This window comes from Pseudomonas sp. GW456-12-1-14-TSB6 (genome assembly GCF_059424205.1).
This window is the reverse complement of record NZ_JBWKZE010000014.1, coordinates 148,042-168,012: the sequence shown is the minus strand read 5'-3', so window position 1 is coordinate 168,012 and position 19,971 is coordinate 148,042. Positions and strand designations below refer to the sequence as shown.

Below are 19,971 nucleotides of genomic sequence, written 5' to 3'. Positions count from 1 at the left end.
GGTGTGTGAAGACGCAATGAACCGAAAGTTCGACGCTCACAAAACACCGACAGCTGTCACATACCCAATTTGCTGAAGCGAGGCCATCCGGTCACGAGTCAGTACCCGAATTTCTTGACGACCATAGAGCGTTGGAACCACCTGATCCCATCCCGAACTCAGAAGTGAAACGATGCATCGCCGATGGTAGTGTGGGGTTTCCCCATGTGAGAGTAGGTCATCGTCAAGATTAAATTCCGAAACCCCAATTGCGAAAGCAGTTGGGGTTTTGTTTTGCCTGCAGGAAAAGGCTCGGCCATTTCTCGATTTAGATTCTTGAGGAGGCGACGCTGCAGGTGTTTATCCAGTAGGGCGTTTGCCTGATCACTTTCCTCTTGTGATACGCCATGGCTACCCCGTATAAGAGCGACTTTCACTTCCGATATAAGAAAAAGGGTGCACGCATGAGCAATGCCTGGAACGAGGGATATTTCACGGACGAAGGCTACACCTACAGTTATAGCCGGGAAATCAATCCGGTTTTCCAGCGTTATTGTCTGCTGTTGCGCGGATTCGCCACGCTGGAGAGTAGCGACGGCTACCACTGTGAGCTTGGTTTTGGTCAGGGTGTTTCGATCAACATCCATGCGGCGGGTAATCCGGGCTCTTATGTCGGCACCGACTTTCACCCAGGTCAGGCGTCCCATGCCATTGCTCTGGCCAGCGACTGGGGCAGCGATGCGCGACTGTATGACGACAGCTTCGAGCAGTTGCTGGCCCGTCATGATTTGCCTCAGTTCGACAGTATCAGCCTGCATGGCATCTGGACCTGGGTCAGCCGCGATAACCACAAGTTGATCGTTGAATTCGCCCGTCGTCATCTCAATCCTGGTGGTCTGCTGTACGTCAGCTACAACTGCTTCCCGGGCTGGTCGCCCCAGGCACCCTTGCGCCAACTGTTCAGCCTGCACGACCGTTTCGCCAGTCAGGCCTCTGCACGTCCTGATCAACGTATCGACGCTGCGCTGCAGTTTTCAGAAGCGCTGCTGGCTGCAAATCCCAAATATGCCAACTCGGCGCCAGGGTTGGACGCCAAGCTGCAGAGCATCAAGGGCCAGGATCGCCAGTACGTCGCCCATGAGTATTTCAACCGCGATTGGAACTGCATGTATTTCACCGACGTGGTTGATGCCCTGGCACCCGCCAAGCTTGATTACGTTACGACAGCGGTACCGCTGGACTCCGTCGATCCGCTCAACCTGACTGCCGAAGGCATGGACTTTCTGGAAGGCATTGAGCACCCGGTCATGCGTGAGCAGGCGCGCGACTATTTTGTGAACCAGAGTTTCCGCCGGGATCTTTATGTGCGCGGCGCCAACAGACTATCTGCTACCGAGCACCGCGAGCGTATGCTCAGCACGCGCTTCGTCCTGTTGCAGGCAGCCGACAGCGTGCCGGCCAACGTCACCGGTCCGGCAGGCGCAGCTACGCTGCAGGCAGAGATTTACGGCCCGGTACTCGCAGCACTGGCGGATGACGCCTATGTGCCGAAGACCTTGCGGCATTTGCTGGATCTTTTGCCCTCGCTGGCCTATGGCGATGTGGAACAGGCCCTCAACGTGTTGATCGGCATGGGGGCCGTGGCGCCCTGTCAGAGCGAAGCAGCCGAAAAACTGGTGCAGGCCCGCTGCAATACCCTCAACCTGCAGCTTTGCAAGCGTTCGTTGTATGGCCACAAGATTCAGACCCTGGCGAGTCCGGTGACCGGAGGTGGGGTGACGGTCAGCCGCTTCCAGCAGTTGTTCCTGATATCGATCAAACAAGGCAAAAAACACCCGGCTGAATGGGCACAACTGGCATGGGGCATCATCGGCGGCCAGGGCGAAGGTCTCCTCAAGGACGGCAAGGCCCTGACCACCGCGGAAGAAAACCTTGCCGAATTGACCGCGCAGGCTCAAGCGTTTGCCGAGAGTACGCTGGTGATTCTCAAGGCTTTGAAAATCGTCTAGTCGAGAGAGGGACGGCAGGATGCCCTCGCGTCGCCTGCCGTCGACCGGGCACTTCGGATTCTTGCGCAAAACCAGAACAGCACCGCGGCGGACGCGCGGTCGATGTAATGCCCCGATCAAATAATAGCGGTGACGGAAACCGGACTTTCCATAGGTACTGAAGTGAAGCGTGATACTCACCTTGTAATGCTCTTGCTGTTGGTAATCGGCTGTTCCCTGGCATCGCTGACCATCTGGAAGATAATGGGCTCTCGGGATCGAGCACTGGATGAAGTCAATGTCCACGGGTTGAACCTGACGCAGGCACTTGCGACGTATTCCGAAGGCATTGTCCGGCAGAGCTCGCTGCTTCTGCTCGGACTCGTCGAACGTCTGGAAACCGAAGGCAGTGGCCCAGCGCAAATCGAACGGCTCAAGACTTTGATCAACCGGCAGCGACCGCTGATGCCGCAGCTCAGTGGCATCACTATCTACGACAACAAAGGTCACTGGTTGATGTCATCCAACCGACCGATTCCTGTCGGTGCCAACAGCAGTGACCGTGCCTACTTCATTCATCACCGTGACGATCCATCTCGCGAACCCTTCATCGGCCCGCCCATCCGCAGTCGCTCGAATCAGGAGTGGGTGATCACGATCAGCCGGCGTTTCAATGACGATCGCGGAGAGTTTGCCGGTGTGGTGTCGGTCACCCTGGGGGTGGAAAACTTTCTGCGTCTGTTCGGCCAGCTCGATATCGGGCAGGAGGGCGCCATTGGCTTGTCCTACACCGATGGCACGCTGCTGGTCCGTTACCCTTTCCGTGAACAGGACATGGGGCGCAACTTCTCCAATTCGCCGATCTATGCGAAGTACCTGGTGGACAAATCGGTTGGCACTGCATCCTTCACGTCCAGTCTCGACGGCGTGGAACGGCTCTATGCCTTTCGCAAGAGTGAAACGCTGCCGCTGATCACTACGGTTGCGCTCGGTAAGCGCGAAGCCCTGGCGGCGTGGCGATTTGAAGCGCTGCTGTCGATCGGTGTGGTTACCACATTGCTGGGGCTCACCGGCGTCATTGGCTGGTTCCTGATCCTGGATATTCGTCGCCGGACGCAGGTAGAAGGAGAGTTGCGCGATACCCAACAACAGTTGCTCGGCACGAACCGGCAACTTGAACTGTTGGCAATGAAGGATGCGCTGACAGGCCTGGCCAATCGGCGATGTTTCGATCAGACCCTGGCGATGGAAGCGCGCCGGGCGAAGCGTGACGCAACTTCGTTGGCGTTGCTGATGATTGATCTCGACTATTTCAAACTGTTCAACGACGCCGAGGGGCACGTCGCCGGCGACGCCTGTCTGCAGCAGGTGGCCAAGGTGCTTGAGACCTGCGTGCGCAGGCCATCGGACCTGGTGGCGCGTTACGGAGGGGAAGAAATGGCGGTGATCATGCCCGATACCGACAGTGACGGCGCAGCGGTCGTGGCGCAAATGATTCTGAAACGATTGGCGCAAGAGCCTATCGCTCACCGGACCAGTCCATTCGGCCGAGTGAGTGTGAGTATCGGCATCGCGGCCGCCACCGGGTCGCAACTGGACACGGTACAAGGCCTGATCGCTGCGGCAGATCAGGCGCTGTATCAAGCCAAAGGGGCGGGCCGCAATCAGCTCGCCAACAGTGTCGCCAGCGAAAGCTACTCTCCGTACACCGGGTAATCCACATAGCCTTCGGCATGGCCGCCATACACCGTGGCCGGGTTCAGCGAGTTCAGCGGCCAGCCATTGGCGATCCGCGCGGGCAGATCCGGGTTGGCCATGAACGGGCGACCGAAAGCCACGAGGTCCGCCAGTCCGGATTCAAGCAACCGCGCACCGCTTTCGGCGTTGTAGCGGCCCGCGTAGATGATCGCGCCGCTGAAGGTGTCGCGTACCGCTCGACGGAAGGTTTCCGGCATCACTGGCGCGTTGTCCCAGTCGGCTTCGGCGATGGACAGGTAGGCAATGCCCACGTCCTGCAGCACCTTGATCGCTTCGATGTAGGTGGTGTGCGGGTCATCCTCGACCATGCCCAGATAAGTCCGCGCTTCATCGGTGGTGGAGAACAGCGGCGCGAAGCGCACGCCGACCTTTTCCTTGCCGATGTATTCGGCGACGCCGCCCACCACTTCGCGCAGAAAGCGCAGACGGTTATGCAGCGAACCGCCGTATTGATCGGTGCGCAGATTGCTGTGGGCTGAGATGAACTGGTTCACCAGATAACCATTGGCACAATGCAGTTCGATACCGTCGAAACCGGCGTCCATGGCATTGCGCGCCGCCTGGATGTAGAGCTGAACCAGTTCCTGGACTTCATCGGTGGTCAGTGCGCGCGGTGTGGATGGCGGAACCAGAGCGCCCACACCGGGCGCGGTTTCGATGAACACACTGACCCGGTCGGTGGCGATGGCGGAGGCCGACACCGGGGCGTCACCATTGGGTTGCAGGGCAGTATGGGAGACGCGACCGACATGCCATAGCTGCGCGAAAATCACGCCGTCACTGGCGTGGACAGCCTCGGTGACCTTGCGCCACCCGGCGATTTGTTCGGGAGTATGAATGCCTGGAGTCCAGGCGTAACCCTGGCCACGGGGTTCGATCTGGGTGCCTTCAGTCACCAGCAAACCGGCACCGGCACGTTGCTGGTAATACTCGGCCATCAATTCATTGGCGACATTGCCCGGTTGAGTGCTGCGCTGACGAGTCAGGGGTGGCAGGACGATGCGGTTTTTCAGGGTGTGGCGGCCCAAGGTGACGGGTGTAAAGAAACAGCTGTGGTTCATGGAAATACCTTGTTCATGGCCTAATTAGACCAGTCGACTATTCTAGTGACGAAAAAAGAACACCGTGCAACGCACACACGGTGTCCGGATCAGTTGTTCGAGGATGTAGCGGAAAGCTTCAGCCCAGCAGCTTCAGCAGTTTTTCGGCGACAGCTGCCGAGCTGGCAGGATTCTGGCCGGTCACCAGTTTTCCATCAGTCACTACATGAACCTGCCAGTCGGCAACTTTGGAATAGCGACCGCCAAGACGCTGGAACTCGTCTTCGATCAGGAACGGCACTACGTCCGTCAAACCGACGGCTGCTTCTTCGGAATTGGTGAAACCGGTCACTTCGCGATGCTGGATCAGCGGTTTACCGTCCGTATCGACCACATGACGCAGTACCCCCGGCGCATGGCAGACGAAGCCATGGGGCTTGTTGCTGCGCGCGAAGGCTTCGATCAGGGCAATCGAATGCTTGTCTTCTGCCAAGTCCCAGAGCGGGCCATGGCCACCTGGATAAAACACCGCATCGAAGTCTTCGGCGTGGACATCGGCCAGGCGGCCGGTGTTCGCCAGTGCCTGCTGGGCCGCAGGGTCCTGGCGGAAGCGATCGGTTTCAGTCGTCTGAGCGTCGGGCTCGTCGCTCTTCGGATCAAGCGGCGGCTGGCCGCCGGCGGGAGAAACCAGGGTGATGTCGGCACCGGCGTCCTTGAAGGCGTAGTAGGGGGCGGCGAACTCTTCGAGCCAGAAGCCGGTTTTCTTGCCGGTATTGCCGAGTTGATCGTGGGAAGTCAAAACCATCAAGATTTTCATAGAGCACCCTGGGTTGGTCTGGCGGCGTTCATGAGCAAGGGATTCGCACAGGATCGGCACCGGGAAAAAGTTTGTCGGGGCGCAGCATAGTTTCCAATTAGACCAGTCGTCTAGTAATTTTTTTCTCTGAAGCTTTTTCATGGGCAGGTGTGGCAAACTCGCGTTCCTTTGAGATAAACGACTGGTCTATTGCCTGGTAATTCGTGCCCCATGAAACCGACCTACGACGACACCCGCCAACATTTGCTCGACACCGGCCACCGGATGATGGCCGAGAAAGGCTTCACCAGTGTCGGCCTGAACGAGATCCTGCAGACCGCCGGCGTGCCCAAGGGTTCGTTCTATCACTACTTCAAATCCAAGGAACTGTACGGCCAGGCCTTGCTCGAGGATTACTTCGTCGACTATCTGGCGGACATGGAGCGACGCTTGACGCTGCCCGGCCTGAGCGCCCATGAGCGGCTGATGGATTACTGGCAGGGCTGGCAGGATCGCTGCACTCTGGAAGGCCATGGCGACGAATGCCTGGTGGTGAAACTCAGTGCCGAGGTGGCTGACCTTTCCGAAACCATGCGCCTGACCTTGCGTGATGGTGCAGAGCGAGTGGTGGCGCGCATCACCGAGTGCATCGAACAGGGCCAGGTCGAAAAAAGCTTGCCTGAGGGCGATGCTCGGCAACTGGCTGAAACCCTGTATCAGCTTTGGCTGGGGGCCAGTCTGCTGAACAAACTGCAACGCACGGGGCAATCGTTGGGTACGTCGATGGCGACCACGAAGCGCCTTCTGAGCGTGTGAGAAAGCAGTAGACGCAAGCGGTCGAGAGTCAGTCGCACAAACGAATGGGAATGCCTATCAATTGCGCGCCGGGTGGTATACCATCCGCCGCGTTTTGCTGGCAGTTATCCCCTTCGTTCTGGCCTATCTGTAAGGTTTTCCCTCCATGCGTCGAACTCTGCTGTCCATCTGTGTGTTGCAAACGTTGTCTCCCTTTGCGTGGGCCGAGCCATCCGATTCAACGGCATCAGTGCTGGAGCTGGAGGCAACCGATGTGGTCGGTACCGCGGATTACGAAAGAGCGGACGGTCCGGTACATGGATATCGCGCGACCCGTTCGGCCAGCGCCACCCGAACCGATACCTCGATCCATGAAACCCCGCAGTCGATCAGTGTCGTCACCAAAGACGCGGTCGAAGACATCGGTGCTACCCGGCTGCAGGACGCACTGGATTACGCGGGCGGCGTAGGGCGAGCCAACAATTTCGGCGGCCAGGGACTGACCACGTTCACCGTGCGCGGATTTACCACCGGCGAGTTCTACCGTAATGGTTTCCCGATCAATCGCGGTTATCCGAACATGCCGGATGCCAACACCATCGAGCGTCTGGAAGTCTTGCGCGGGCCGGCGACCATGCTCTACGGTCGTGGCGATCCGGGCGGTACTTTCAATGTCGTATCCAAACAACCGTTGCCCGAGCGCACGATCACACTCGGCAGCCAGTTGAATGACCAAGGCATGCGGCGGGGTACGCTTGATGCTTCCGGCCCGCTTGATGAAGAGGGGCGTCTGGCCTATCGCCTGAACGTGGTGGGCGAGGGCGGCGATACCTTCCGCGATCACGTCGAAACCGAACGCTACGGCGTGACCCCGGTACTGACCTGGCAAGCCAGCGATGACACCCGAGTGATCTTCGAGGGCGACTTCATGCGCAACAACCATCCGCTGGACCGGGGTGCGACGCGTTATCCCCGGCAGATCGGCACCGCCTCCCGCGACACCTTCTTCGGTGAACCGGACGCCGGCAAGTTGCACAACGACAACAACATGGCGCAATTGCGCTTCGAGCATGTGCTCAATGAAGACTGGACGCTTGGCGGTGGCTTCCAGTGGCTCGACGGAACCTTGCAGGGCAATGCCATTGAAGCCAACGGCATTGCCGCCGACGGCCGGACCCTGGGACGAAATTTCAACTACCGCAAGCTGGAGTGGACGGACAAGGACACCCAACTCAACCTGACCGGTCACTTCTCCACCGGCGGCCTGCAGCACACATTGCTGACCGGTATCGAATACGAAGATTACGACTACCAGTCGATCATCCAGCGCTCCAGCGGCGCGGTGAGTGCCTATCCGATCGATATCTTCAATCCGGTGTATGGGCAGCCCCGTCCGGCACTGACGCGCACCCCGACCCACGACAAGGAAAATCTCAAGACCTACGCCGCGTTCGTACAGGATCAGGTGGCCCTGACCGATCGGCTGAAAGTCCTGGCCGGCGCACGTTTCGAACGCTTCGAACACGACTACGAAACCTACGTGCCCGGCGGCAAAAACTGGCAGGCCAGCGACAATGCCGTCACGCCCCGCGTCGGTGTGACCTACGACCTGACCGACACCCTCGCGGTCTACGCGGACACCGCGCGTTCCTTCAAGCCCAATACCGGCGCGAGCCGACAGGGCGGGGGCTTTGAACCGGAGAAAGGCAAGTCCTGGGAGATGGGCGTCAAATGGGAAGCGCTGGATCATCAGTTGAGCGTTGACGCGGCGATCTATCAGATTGAAAAGCGCAATGTCCTGACCACTGACCCGGTGGACTCGACTTTCAGCGTGGCTGCCGGGGAAGTGCGCAGCCGAGGGTTTGACCTCAATGTCGCCGGCAACCTGACCCCCGAGTGGCGTGTCATCGGGGGGTACGCCTACGTCGATGCCGAGGTGACCAAGGACAACGTGATCCGCTCCGGCACGCGACTGATGAACATCCCGAAAAACAGCTTCAGCCTGCTCAATGTCTATGAGTTCCAGGACGGTGCCCTCAGTGGTCTGGGTCTGGGAACAGGCCTCAAATATGTCGATGAGCGCGCCGGTCAAACGGCGAACACCGCGTTCTCGATGGGGAGCTATACCGTTGTCGACCTGCTCAGCTACTACAAGGTCAATGACAAGGTACGCCTCAACCTCGACCTGAAGAACCTGTTTGACCGTGACTATGACGAGGGTGCATTCGGTAACGTCTACGCCTATCCGGGGGCACCGAGAACGGTGCAGGTCGGCATTTCTTACACGTTGTAGTCGGGGTCTGGAATCTGTCATCGGGGGCTGCGGCCCCCGATGACTGTAAGGCTCAGCCGGTCACGCACCCTTGCGGAGTCTTTCCGGCAAAACTGTCCACCAGGCTCGCCACAACCATCTCGCCCATGCGGGTGCGGGTCTGCAGGGTCGCGCTGGCGCGGTGTGGTTGCAGCACCACCTGTTCCTGGGCAAACAAGGCTTCAGGTACATTGGGCTCATCGACGAAAACATCCAGCGCCGCACCCGCGATCTCACCGGCCGTCAGGGCCGCCACCAGATCGGTTTCATTGACCAGTTTGCCGCGCGCCACGTTGATCAGGTAGCCGCCCTTGCCCAGGGCCTGCAGCACCGAGGCATCGATGATGGCCTCGGCCTTGTCGGCGGCCGCCGCGAGAATCAGCGCATCACTGTCGCGGGCCAGTTGCTTGAGGTCGGCGATGAAGGTGTGGCTGACATCGCTCATCGGTTGCAGGTCGGTGTAACTGATCGGACAGCCAAACGCGGCTGCCCGGGTGGCGACCGCTCGGCCGACCCGGCCCATGCCCACGATGCCGATCCGCATGCCGGACACTTGCCGCGCCAAAGGCAGCGGTGCCAGTGGCGTCGGGCTTTGCGGCCACTGGCCCGAACGAACGTAACGGTCACTGGTACACAGCCCGCGACACACGGCGATCAGCAAACCGATGGCCAGGTCGGCCACGTCTTCGGTCAGTGCGCCGATGGTCGCCGTCACGCGAATTCCGCGATCCCGGGCGTAGGCCAGATCAACCGCATCGGTGCCGACACCGTTGACCGCCACCACTTCCAGTTTGGGCAGTTGCGCCATCAGCGCCTGGCTGATGCCCGTGTGGCCACCGGTGATCACGCCGCGAATGTTGGCGCCGTGTTCCTGCAAATACGCCGCTTTGTCGGCCTGCTCGAAATAACGCCTGATCGTGAACAGTTCGCCGAGACGGGCATTGATTTGCGGAATCAGGATCGGGCTGAGCTGCAAGACTTCTGGCTTCATGTAAACCTCACTTACGCAATAAAAAAGCCGGCTCAACCACGGCCGGCAAACGGCATGGCAGTGGCCATGACGGTCATGTTCAGGACGTTGGCCGACAGGGGCAGACCGGCGATGTAGCGCACGGCGTCGGCGACATGCTTGACGTCGACCATCGGCTCCACGGCGATGCTGCCGTTGGCCTGGCGCACGCCTTTGGTCATGCGCACCGACATTTCGGTCAAGGCATTGCCGATGTCGATCTGGCTGCAGGCGATATTGAATTCCCGACCATCCAGCGCCAGTGACTTGGTCAGCCCCAGCACCGCGTGTTTGCTTGCGGTGTACGCGCTGCTGAAAGGACGCGGGGTGTGTGCCGAAATCGAACCGTTGTTGATGATGCGTCCGCCTTGGGGCTGTTGCCGGCGCATGAGCCCGAACGCGCCACGGGCGCAGAGAAAAACCCCGTTGAGGTTGGTGTCGATCACGTTTCGCCACTGCTCGAACGTCAGCTCATCCAGCGGTACGGCGGGGGCATTGACCCCGGCGTTGTTGAAGACCACGTCCAGGCGTCCGTAGACTTCGGCAATGGTTGCAAACAGCTGATCGACACTGGCGGGGTCGCGTACATCGGTAGGCACCGCCATCGCTTCGCGGCCTTCGCCGGCCGCCAGATCGACCAACGCCTGCAAGGGTTCGGGCCGGCGTCCGGCCAGCACCAGGGTGTAACCGTCGGCCAGCAGGCCGAGGGCCACGGAACGGCCGATCCCGCTGCCGGCGCCGGTCACCAGGGCCACTTTCAAGGATTGAGTGTCAGACATCTTGTTGTTCTCCTTTTTTCCAATCACTTAAGGACAGACTCAAGGCCGTGGGCCGACGCGCATTTCGAGTTGGCCGATGCCGTCGATCCCGGCGCTGATGACGTCGCCGGGTTGCAAGACATCGACGCCGGCGGGGCTGCCGGTCATGATCAGGTCACCGGCCTTGAGTGTTACGGATTGCGAGATGCGGCTGATGACTTCACTCACCGACCAGATCTGGCTGTCGAGACGATCGCGCTGGCGTTCTTCACCGTTCACGCTCAACCATAATTCCCCTTCGAGCCGACCGGTCCGAGTGACCGGCACAATGGCGGTCATCGGTGCGGCGCCGTCAAACACCTTGGCACCTTCCCATGGCAAACCGTCGCGCTTGGCCAGGCGCTGTACGTCACGACGGGTCAGATCCAGGCCGGCGGCGTAGCCCCAGACATAGGCCAGCGCCTGGCTCTCGGGGATCTGCGCGCCGCCTTCGCCGATGGCCACGACCAGCTCGATTTCATGGGCGAACTCTTCGGTCAGCGACGGGAAGATCACTTCGCCGGCAGCGTCGACGACACTGCTGGCCGGTTTCATGAAGAACACCGGTGGCTGGCGCGGCTGGCCCAGGGTGTCCGGCCACGGGTAGTTGCGGCCGACGCAAAAGACGCGTCCGACGGGAAAGCGTTGCTCGCTGCCGACAATTGGCAAGGTCACTGGCAGATCCGGGGTAAAGACGTATTCGGTCATGTTCATCCTGCTGGAAGTCCTGTGTGAGAGTGCAGCGTACGGCGGCAATCGCTGGCGAAGTTGGACGAAAGCCGCCTCCAATTGGAGAAAACAGTTGTTCTGGCTTCAGCGCGTTTTCAACTCGATGCGGTACAGGCGACCGAGCAGCAATGAGTAGGAGAGAGTGCCGATCAGCGCCACGGCGCCGATGAACCAGAACGCCCAGGCGAACGAGCCGGTGGCGTGGACGATGGCGCCGATCACGATCGGGGTCACAATGCCGCCGATGTTGGCGGCCAGGCTGGTGATCCCGCCGGTCAGCCCGATCAGTTCCTTGGGCGCCACCTCCGACACCGCCGCCCACGAGGACGACGCGATGCCCTGAGCGAAAAAGGCAATGGTCAGCACGGCGATGCAGATGACGTTCGAGTCGGTGAAGTTCACCAGCACGATCGACATGCCCAGCATCGACCCGACCACCAGCGGCAATTTCCGGGCGAAAGACATTGAATAACCACGACGGATCAACAGGTCGGAGACGATGCCGGCGAGCAGGATGCCGACCGTTGCGCCCACGAAGGGCATCACGGCAAAGATCCCGGCCTTGATCGTGGTCAGATGGCGTTCTTCAATCAGATAGGTCGGGAACCAGGTGAGGAAGAAGTACAGCGCCGATGTACTGGCGAACTTGCCGATGCAAATGGCCCAGACCTGGCGATAGCTGAACAGCTCGGCGATCTGCCGCCAGTTGAAACGAGTGCGTTCCTGGCTGCTCTTGACCAGGCCGCCGCCGGCCTCGATGTATTTCAACTCTTCCTTGCTGACTTTCTTGCAGTTCAGCGGATCGCGATACAGATACAGCCACAGCACCCCGAAAACGATACCGAGCGCGCCGGTGCTGTAGAAGACATGGCGCCAGTCAAAGGTTGTGGCCAGCCACAGCAGGGCGCCGGTAAACAGTGCCGTTCCCAGGTACTGCCCGCAGACGTAAATGCTGCTGGCAAGGCCCCGTTCCCGCGCCGGGAACCACACGGTCACCGCACGGCTGTTGGCCGGAAATGCCGGCGCTTCCATCGCCCCGACGGCCAGGCGCAGACCGAACAGCGAAGCGAATCCCGTGGCGAAGCCTTGAAACACCGTGACGGTCGACCAACTGATCAGTGAAACCCCGTAGGTGAAGCGCGAACCGAAACGGTCGGCGATAAATCCGGCCGGCACCAGAGCGAGTGCGTAGGTCCAGGCAAAGGCAGAGAAGATCAGCCCCATTTCGATCTTGTCCAGGCCCAGGTCCTTGGCCATGAACGGGGCGGCGATCGAGATGTTCACCCGGTCGATGTAATTGATGATCGTCGCAATCAGCAGCAGCGAGAGCATGAACCAGCGTCGCCGCGTCGGCAGTCGCCGGGATGACACGGCGTCCCTGTCGGCGGCAATCAAGGGGGGCGCGGTGGTTTGAGAGGTGTGCGAATTCGACATGAGTGGACCTCGTTATTGTTAGAAGTGTCGAGTTGTTTGCGGACAGCCGACGCCGTTGCCCGCTGTCCGCAGGCAAGGCAATCGAAGTTGAAACGATTGGCACAAACGGCCAGGGTCAGACGTTCAGGGACGTCTTCCGGCTGGCATCGTCGGTAAAGGCTGGGGAGGGGCGGCGGGGAGCAATAGCGGATTCATGACGTGCGCACCTTCTGTTGTTTTTGAAAGAGGTTGGGCGTGGGAAATAAAGTGGTCGTACAACCTCTCGAAATCAATCAGGGTGTTAGATCATTTTTTCCGGAGAAGGGCGCGTCGGATAAACCTGTCCAAAAAAATCCACACAGTGAATTTTCCGGATGCTCTCTGGTTTGTTTTCTATCCGACTGTTTTTAAACGGAAAAAACAATGACTTTGCGGTCGCGTTTTTTGGACAGTGATCATTGGCAGTGGCGGTGTAGAAAAAACACTGAGTCTGGTGTCATCGTATGACTGCTTGAAGGGTCGGCGACGAACCTTCAAGATGAACCACGCCGATTACTCGGCAACGCCAGGAAAACCTGCCCAAGTACCTGTCGAGGATGCTCAACAAATGACGTCACAATGCCGTGTGCCCACCTACGTCATGCAGCAACGCAGCGAGATGATGGATTTCTATATTCGTGACAAAAAAGGTCGCCGCGCCGAGACCAGCCCGCATCGACACGAATACTTCCAGATCCAGATCAACCTCGGCGGCGACACGGTGCAGCACATTGGCAATGCGGTTCGACCATTTCCGCGTAACGCACTGGCATTCATCCTGCCGCACCGCGTGCACGTGATTCCGCATCCGGCGGACAGCAATTTCATGGTGATCAACTTTTCCCAGACCTTTCTGTTGCCGCATTTGCAGTGCGACCCGATGGATCTGGAGGAGGTATCGATTCTCCTGGCGCCCGAACTGTCGCCGTTCCGCTTTCAGGAACATCTGGATTTCATTCTGGGGAATGAGGATTTCAACGAGGTCTGTGGCCTGATCGAACAAATGCGCAGGCTGGACGAGAATCGTCAGTTCGGTACACGCGAAGTGCTCAAGGGATTGCTGCTGCAACTGGTGGGCAAGGTGTGCGTCCTGTATGCCGAACCACTCAAGCGCCTGGCAGAAGAGAATGCCGCGCAAGCCAGTCGGCGGGATGCACTGAGCCGGATGTTCGAGTATCTGCGCAAGAACATTGCCGACCCCGATCTCAATCTGATCAAGGTCGCGGCGGCGACCTATCTGTCACCGACCTATCTCACGCACTGGCTGCGCAAGGAAATCGGCAAGACCTTCACCGAGCTGGTACTGGAGCGCAGAATGCACGCGGCACGCAATTACCTGCTCAATGGAACCCGGCCAGTGGGCGAGGTGGCGAGGCTGTGTGGTTTTGCGGATGAAGCTTATTTCTCCCGACGTTTTCGCCAGATCCACGGCCAGCCACCTGGACAGTTCCGCCGTCGGCAACTGGACCCCGACAGCCCGCAGTCACCTGTAGAGGCCTGATCGGCTAATGCGACGAAACATAATCAGAGGCCGACGTCGGCGCAGGCAACGCATACGTTGCCTTCATCCACTCGATCTCCGCTTGCGGCGTTCGGCCGAAAAAACGTTTGAACTCGCGGCTGAACTGCGAAGCGCTTTCATAGCCGACACTGAACGCCGCCGCTGAGGCAGTCATGGCATGGCGCAACATCAAAAGTCGCGCCTGATGCAGGCGCGTCGATTTCAGGTATTGCATGGGCGAGGCGTCCGTCACGCTGCGAAAATGCAGGTGAAAACTGGGCACGCTCATGCTCGCCTCGCGCGCCAGTTGCTCGACGTCCAGACGCTCCTGATAGCTGCTGTGGATCTTGCGGATCGCCCGCGTCACCTTGCCGAAGTGGCCCTGTCGATTGAGTGCGGCGCGCATCGAGCCGCCTTGTTCGCCGGTCAGGATGCGGTAGTAGATTTCCCGCAACAGCGACGGCCCCAATATCTGCGCTTCACCCGCAATACTCATGGCTTCGAGAAAGCGCAGTGTCGATAGGCGCAGGCGGTCGTCCATCGGCGAGGCGAACATGCCCTTGGGTGGCGCATCACTCGGGCCGTGAACCTCATCCACTTGCTGCATCAACTCGCTGGCCACCTGGAAATCGAGCTGCATGTAAATCGCGAGCATCGGCTCGTCTTCAGAGGCGTCGGTCTCCATGGTGAAGGGGATCGGAACCGACACCACCAGGTAATGCTGGGCGTCATAGACGTAGACGTCATCGCCCAGATAGCCGCGCTTCCGGCCCTGACAGAGAATCACGATGCCGGGGTCGTACAGCACCGGCGTGCGGGTCAGTGGTCGGTTCGAGCGCAGGAAGCGCACGCCCTCCAACGCACTGAGGTTATAGCCCTCGACCGGAGCCAGCGTCTCCATGAGCTGCACCATGCGCGAAGTGCTTGGGTCGGCCTGTTTCATCGGGTTCTCTCTGTGGGCCGTTCAATGGTCGGTGGAACGGCTCAGCGCTTCCCATTGATCGATCTCGCTGGCGGCGCGTTTCAGCTTGTCGCGCACCAGGTTCAATGCATCGCTGCCCAGCAACAGATGCGCTGGCGGAGCAGGGCTGGCGATGATCTGCAACATCGCCTGCGCCGCTTTGCGCGGATCGCCGAGCTGCTTGCCGCTCTTGTCTTCGCGGGCCTTGCGCACCGGATCGAAGCTGGCGTCATAGTCGGCGATGCTGCGCGGTGTGCGCTGCATCGAGCGACCGGCCCAGTCGGTCCGAAATGAACCTGGTGCGACGGCGGTCACGAAGATATTGAATGGCGCCAGCTCCTTGCTCAGGGTATCGGAGATGCCTTCGAGCGCAAACTTGCTGCCGCAGTAGTACGCGATACCCGGCATGGTGATTGTGCCGCCCATCGACGTGATATTGAGAATATGACCCGCCCGCCGCTGGCGAAAGAACGGCACAAACGCCTTGGTCACCGCGACCGCGCCGAACACATTCACGTCGAACTGGCGGCGCATGTCCTCCAGCGGCGACTCTTCGAAAATGCCTTCGTGGCCGTAGCCGGCGTTGTTGACCAGCACATCGACCGGACCGTGGGTCGCTTCCACGGTCGCCACGACGCCTTCGATGCGGTCGAAGTCCGTGACATCCAGCAGCACGCCGTACGCGTTGCCGCTGGACAGCGCCTGAAAGGCTTGCAGGTCGGCTTCGTTGCGGACGGTACCGATGACGCGGTGGCCGGCAGCCAGCGCTTCCTTGGCCAGCGCGTGGCCGAAGCCGCTGCTGACGCCGGTGATGAAGAGGGTTTTGGTGGTGGTCATGACGGGCTCCAGTGAATGCGGTTTCAGCTCATGGTATCCATCGAAGAAACACTCACCTATGTCGGTTTGTCTTTGATCATTGCCTATTCCTATCAACGGGGCGAGATGACGGCCGATGAACTTTTTGCGTAGCTCCAGGCATCCAGGCTGGAACAGACCGCAACCGCTGATATCCTGCGCAACAACCGCCGATGAGCCAGGACGAAATGAAGACATCAACCCGTTGGCCCGCAGACGATAACGAGTTGGCGCAATTGCGCGCGTTCAACCGCAAGCTTGCCCGGCTGCCGCGCTTTCGTATCCGCAATCGCATCACGCCACGGGCGATTCAGTTGCTGTTGCGACTAAGCCAATTGGGCGGCGCAAGAAAGTTGCTCAAGCACGGGCTCGAGGCCGAGCGAAAAGTGGTGGGTGTCGACGGCGCATCAGTGCCGGTGCGGATTATTCGGCCAAAGACAAAGGCCAAAGGCGTGGTGCTGGATTTTCATGGTGGCGGCTGGGTCATCGGCAACGCGCAGATGAACGACCCCCTCAACGTTGCCATGGTGAAAGCCTGCGACGTAGCAGTGATCTCGGTCGACTATCGGCTTGTGGTCTCGACTCCGATCGAGGGCACCATGCAGGACTGCCTCACGGCGGCCCGCTGGCTGCTGAGCGATGACTGCCGCGAGTTTGCGAACCTGCCCGTCATCGTCGTGGGCGAGTCGGCAGGCGGCCACCTCGCCGCCGCGACCCTGCTGCAACTCAAACAGTGGCCGGACCTGCTCGAACGGGTGAGCGGGGCGCTGCTGTATTACGGCGTCTACGACCTTACCGGAACCCCCAGCGTACGCAGCGCCGGGCCCGATACCTTGCTGCTGGACGGGCCGGGGATGGTTGAAGCGCTGCAAATGCTCACTCCGGGATTGAACGAGGAAGAACGCCGGCAGGCGCCGTTGTCACCGCTGTACGGTGACTTCACCGGTTTTCCGCCAGCGTTGATGTTCGCTGCGGAACTGGATCCGCTCAGGGATGACACGCTTGAGTTGGCTGAACGTTGGGGCAGAGCGGCGGAAGTGGAGGTGCACCTGTTGCCGGAAACCGCACATGGTGTGATTCATTTTCCGCTGGGGTTGGCGGGGAGGGTGCTCGGGTATAGTCGTGCGTGGGTTGCGGGGCGGCTTGTTGAGGGGTGAGCCATCGACCCTCACTCAGCCGCCACCTTGAATTGCTCGAGAATAAGTTCAGCCAACGTCCTGACAGGCTCGGTGAAACTTCGCCGAGGCCTGTGCACCAGTCCGATATCACGATGGAAAGTATGCTGGCCCAGATCGAGCGCCCGCACCCCTGACGGCCATTGCTGATGGGTGGCCGTCTGCGGCACGAGCGCGACCCCTACGCCATTCTCCACCAGCCTGATGATGGCCTCCAGCTCATCCAGCTCAGAGACTTCACGCAAAGTGAAATGCATCTGTCGCAGGAAACGATCGACCTGCCTGCCGCCGAATGAAGAGCGGTCATAGCGAATGAACGGCAGGCTTGAGAGCAGTTCGATCCAGTCTTCTCCCGGTACGTCCTTGGGCACGATCAGACGGTAGGGTTCAAGCGCCAGTGTGGTCCAGCGCAGATCGCTTTGAAGCGAGAAGGGCGGCCGAATGATCGCCGCCATGTCGATTTCGCCAGTATCCACCAGGTTCACCAGCTCCATGGAAAGACCGGGCACGACACGCGTTCGGCATTCCGGGCACTGCTGGTGAAACCTGGCGAGTGCGTCCGGGAGAAACGATCGCTGGACTGAGGCGATTGCGCCGACGTTGACCAGAATGCGGGTGGAAAGACCAACGGTGGTCGATCCCAGGTTGTCGTAAAGACGAAGCAGCTCCTGCGCCTGAAGCAGGACTTGCTGGCCCATCCTGTTGAGGTGGGCCGAGCGTCCTTTTCTGTCGAATATTTCAAAGCCAAGTTCGGCTTCCAGACGTTGAATCTGGGCGCTCACCGCTGCCTGGGTGAGGCCGATCCGGTTGCCGGCCGCAGCGAAAGTGCCTTCCCGGGCGACGGCAATAAGGGTCTTGAGTTCTTTGATCATTCACAAATATTAGTTGTGTTTCTGAGAAATATATATTGATTTTTTTGCTGTCAGTGTCGCCCTACGATGTGCTCATCAACCACAAAAAACGTATCGGAGTCCTGATGAGCCTTTCACCCTTTCACCTCGCCATCCCCGTTTACAACCTGGCCGCAGCCCGCACTTTTTACGGTGAGGTCTTCGGCCTGGAAGAGGGGCGTTCCAGCAACCAGTGGGTCGACTTCAACTTTTACGGGCACCAACTGGTGATTCACGAGCACCCGAAAACCGCGTCTCAGGAAAGCGTTCACAGCAACCCGGTCGACGGGCACGACGTTCCTGTTCCTCACTTCGGCATCATCCTGGGATGGGAAGAGTGGGAAGCGCTGGCAGAGCGCCTCAAGTCTTTCGGTACCGAATTTGTGATCAAACCTTACATTCGATTCAAAGGACAGGTTGGCGAGCAAGCCACCATGTTCCTGTTCGACCCTTGCGGCAATGCCCTCGAATTCAAGGCCTTCAAGGATATGAGCCAGCTCTTCGCCAAGTAAGAAACGCAATGGCACAACGGCGTTGTGCCATTTGATCTCAAATGAGCTGGAAGCTCATGACTCTAGCAACTGCCGAATTGATGCAGTCCTTTCATTCCAACAAGAAGGCTAGACATGAAACGTATTCCCCTGGTGTGGCAAATCGTTGCCGGGCTGTTGCTTGGCGTGCTCGTTGGTTGGTACTTCAATACCCATCCGCAGTATCAGTCGTGGGTCAGCACGGAGATCCTGAAACCGCTTGGCGATATCTTCATCAAGATGATGAAGATGGTGGTCGTGCCCATCGTGTTCTGTTGCATGATCCTGGGTATCGCCGGTGGCGGGGATAACAAGTCGTTCGGCCGGATGGGCATCAAGTCGCTGGGCTATTTCTTTGCGATCACCGGCCTGGCCATCGTGATCGGCCTGTGTTTCGCGAACCTCTTCGAACCCGGTACGGGCACCGATATTTCGGGCATCGCACACGGTGCTGCCGCCATCACGATGGAGCCTTCGAAGGGCGCGCTCGTGATTGTGCAAAACATCGTTCCGGATAACGTTCTGGTGGCGATGTCCGAGGCGAAGTTGCTTTCTGTGCTGTTCTTCGCGGTGTTGTTCGGTGTCGCGCTCAACGCATTGCCCAGGGAGAAAAGTGCACCTGTGGTTGCGCTGGTCCAAGGCATTTCGGATGCGATGTTCAGGATCGTCTCGATCGTCATGGCCTATGCCCCGATAGGGGTGTTCGGCATGATCGGTGCGACCGTCGCTACCTTCGGTTTTGCCTCGTTGTTGCCCCTGCTCAAGTTGATTGGTGTGGTTTATCTGGCGCTGATCGTCTTCGCATTGGTAGTGCTCGGAGGAATCAGTTACCTGATCGGCGAGAACATCTTCAAGTTGATCAGGTATTTCCGCGACGAGTTGATTCTTGCGTTCTCCAGTGCTGCCTCTGCAGCGGTCATGCCGCAGTTGATGAGCAAGCTGGAGAACTACGGCGTACCACGGCGCATTGTCAGTTTTGTGGTGCCAGTGGGGTACGCGTTCAACCTCGATGGAGCGTCGATCTTCCTCGGCGTGGCGACAATTTTCATCGCCCAGCTTTATGGAATCGATCTGTCGCTTTCTCAGGAAATCCTGCTGGTGGTGACCATGGTGCTGACCTCCAAAGGTGCTGCCGGGGTACCTGGGTTCGCCATCGTCATCCTGTCGGCCACATTGGCGTCTGCCGGTCTTCCGCTGGAGGGCGTGGCACTGATCGCCGGTATCTTCAGGATTATCGACAGCGGCACCACCACCCTGAATGTGTTGGGCAATGCGATTGCGCCCCTGGTGATCGCCAAATGGGAGAGGGTGACTCTTGAGCCTTCGCGCACCCGCCCGGACGTACAAAAGGCCTGACGATCACAAGGAGCACTGACGGCGCTGCACGAGTAAACGCCTGCTGATG

General features: G+C 59.4%; 17 protein-coding genes and 1 rRNA gene. 9 read left to right on the top strand and 9 right to left on the bottom strand.

The genetic code is table 11. The features are described from left to right. Window positions 1-113 precede the first annotated feature (113 nt). The 3 genes from rrf (at window position 114) to AC07Y2_RS15530 (ending at window position 3,683) form a co-directional block, all read left to right on the top strand. A 5S ribosomal RNA gene (gene rrf / locus AC07Y2_RS15540) occupies window positions 114-229 on the top strand. 214 nt (window positions 230-443) lie between these two features. Beyond that, window positions 444-1,988 carry a methyltransferase regulatory domain-containing protein gene (locus AC07Y2_RS15535; protein WP_103386308.1) on the top strand — a complete coding sequence of 515 codons (1,545 nt, stop codon included), beginning with the start codon at window positions 444-446 and terminating at the stop codon, window positions 1,986-1,988. 162 nt (window positions 1,989-2,150) lie between these two features. Continuing rightward, a complete protein-coding gene (locus AC07Y2_RS15530; protein ID WP_103386307.1) occupies window positions 2,151-3,683 on the top strand; it encodes a sensor domain-containing diguanylate cyclase in 1,533 nt (510 codons plus the stop codon). Here AC07Y2_RS15530 and AC07Y2_RS15525 read toward each other — a convergent pair. Together AC07Y2_RS15525 and AC07Y2_RS15520 are read right to left on the bottom strand one after the other, a co-directional pair. Beyond that, window positions 3,662-4,786, bottom strand: a complete 1,125-nt coding sequence (locus tag AC07Y2_RS15525; protein WP_103386306.1) for an alkene reductase — start codon at window positions 4,784-4,786, stop codon at window positions 3,662-3,664. The two genes, AC07Y2_RS15530 and AC07Y2_RS15525, sit on opposite strands and share 22 nt — an antisense overlap. 118 nt (window positions 4,787-4,904) lie before the next feature. Further along, window positions 4,905-5,582, bottom strand: coding sequence for a type 1 glutamine amidotransferase domain-containing protein (locus tag AC07Y2_RS15520; RefSeq protein ID WP_103386305.1), 678 nt, complete (start codon window positions 5,580-5,582; stop codon window positions 4,905-4,907). 210 nt (window positions 5,583-5,792) lie between these two features. On the opposite strand from AC07Y2_RS15520, the gene curR reads away from it, so the two are divergent. Together curR and AC07Y2_RS15510 are read left to right on the top strand one after the other, a co-directional pair. Next, window positions 5,793-6,377 (top strand): TetR family transcriptional repressor CurR, encoded by a 585-nt coding sequence (curR, locus tag AC07Y2_RS15515; protein ID WP_074690703.1) that lies wholly within the window; start codon window positions 5,793-5,795, stop codon window positions 6,375-6,377. Between the two features lie 145 nt (window positions 6,378-6,522). Beyond that, the gene (locus AC07Y2_RS15510; protein WP_103386304.1) at window positions 6,523-8,649 is read left to right on the top strand and encodes a TonB-dependent siderophore receptor; all 2,127 of its coding nucleotides are present in this window, start codon (window positions 6,523-6,525) and stop codon (window positions 8,647-8,649) included. Window positions 8,650-8,701: 52 nt separating this feature from the next. Here AC07Y2_RS15510 and AC07Y2_RS15505 read toward each other — a convergent pair whose 3' ends face one another. The 4 genes from AC07Y2_RS15505 to AC07Y2_RS15490 all read right to left on the bottom strand — a co-directional run bounded on the left by AC07Y2_RS15505 (window position 8,702) and on the right by AC07Y2_RS15490 (window position 12,636). After that, window positions 8,702-9,658 carry a 2-hydroxyacid dehydrogenase gene (locus AC07Y2_RS15505; protein WP_011333660.1) on the bottom strand — a complete coding sequence of 319 codons (957 nt, stop codon included), beginning with the start codon at window positions 9,656-9,658 and terminating at the stop codon, window positions 8,702-8,704. A 32-nt stretch (window positions 9,659-9,690) separates the two neighbouring features. Next, window positions 9,691-10,455, bottom strand: a complete 765-nt coding sequence (locus AC07Y2_RS15500) for an SDR family oxidoreductase (RefSeq protein ID WP_039771000.1) — start codon at window positions 10,453-10,455, stop codon at window positions 9,691-9,693. Between the two features lie 39 nt (window positions 10,456-10,494). Further along, window positions 10,495-11,187, bottom strand: coding sequence for a fumarylacetoacetate hydrolase family protein (locus AC07Y2_RS15495; RefSeq protein WP_039771001.1), 693 nt, complete (start codon window positions 11,185-11,187; stop codon window positions 10,495-10,497). Between the two features lie 99 nt (window positions 11,188-11,286). Then, window positions 11,287-12,636 (bottom strand): MFS transporter, encoded by a 1,350-nt coding sequence (locus AC07Y2_RS15490; protein WP_064595597.1) that lies wholly within the window; start codon window positions 12,634-12,636, stop codon window positions 11,287-11,289. Between the two features lie 586 nt (window positions 12,637-13,222). Here AC07Y2_RS15490 and AC07Y2_RS15485 point away from each other — a divergent pair. After that, window positions 13,223-14,155 carry a helix-turn-helix transcriptional regulator gene (locus AC07Y2_RS15485; RefSeq protein WP_103386303.1) on the top strand — a complete coding sequence of 311 codons (933 nt, stop codon included), beginning with the start codon at window positions 13,223-13,225 and terminating at the stop codon, window positions 14,153-14,155. Between the two features lie 4 nt (window positions 14,156-14,159). Here the strand turns inward: AC07Y2_RS15485 and AC07Y2_RS15480 are convergent, their stop codons facing one another. Both AC07Y2_RS15480 and AC07Y2_RS15475 read right to left on the bottom strand, forming a co-directional pair. Further along, window positions 14,160-15,098 carry an AraC family transcriptional regulator gene (locus AC07Y2_RS15480; RefSeq protein ID WP_103386302.1) on the bottom strand — a complete coding sequence of 313 codons (939 nt, stop codon included), beginning with the start codon at window positions 15,096-15,098 and terminating at the stop codon, window positions 14,160-14,162. Between the two features lie 21 nt (window positions 15,099-15,119). Then, on the bottom strand, window positions 15,120-15,953 hold the full coding sequence (locus tag AC07Y2_RS15475) for an oxidoreductase (protein ID WP_103386301.1): 834 nt from the start codon (window positions 15,951-15,953) through the stop codon (window positions 15,120-15,122). Between the two features lie 206 nt (window positions 15,954-16,159). On the opposite strand from AC07Y2_RS15475, the gene AC07Y2_RS15470 reads away from it, so the two are divergent. Beyond that, window positions 16,160-17,128, top strand: coding sequence for an alpha/beta hydrolase (locus tag AC07Y2_RS15470; protein ID WP_103386300.1), 969 nt, complete (start codon window positions 16,160-16,162; stop codon window positions 17,126-17,128). Between the two features lie 11 nt (window positions 17,129-17,139). Here the strand turns inward: AC07Y2_RS15470 and AC07Y2_RS15465 are convergent, their stop codons facing one another. Beyond that, window positions 17,140-18,018, bottom strand: coding sequence for a LysR family transcriptional regulator (locus AC07Y2_RS15465; protein ID WP_039771013.1), 879 nt, complete (start codon window positions 18,016-18,018; stop codon window positions 17,140-17,142). 104 nt (window positions 18,019-18,122) lie between these two features. Between AC07Y2_RS15465 and AC07Y2_RS15460 the strand changes: the two genes are divergently transcribed. Together AC07Y2_RS15460 and AC07Y2_RS15455 are read left to right on the top strand one after the other, a co-directional pair. After that, window positions 18,123-18,548, top strand: coding sequence for a VOC family protein (locus AC07Y2_RS15460; RefSeq protein WP_039771195.1), 426 nt, complete (start codon window positions 18,123-18,125; stop codon window positions 18,546-18,548). Window positions 18,549-18,662: 114 nt separating this feature from the next. Continuing rightward, window positions 18,663-19,922 carry a cation:dicarboxylate symporter family transporter gene (locus AC07Y2_RS15455; protein WP_039771015.1) on the top strand — a complete coding sequence of 420 codons (1,260 nt, stop codon included), beginning with the start codon at window positions 18,663-18,665 and terminating at the stop codon, window positions 19,920-19,922. The last annotated feature ends 49 nt before the right edge of the window (window positions 19,923-19,971 follow it).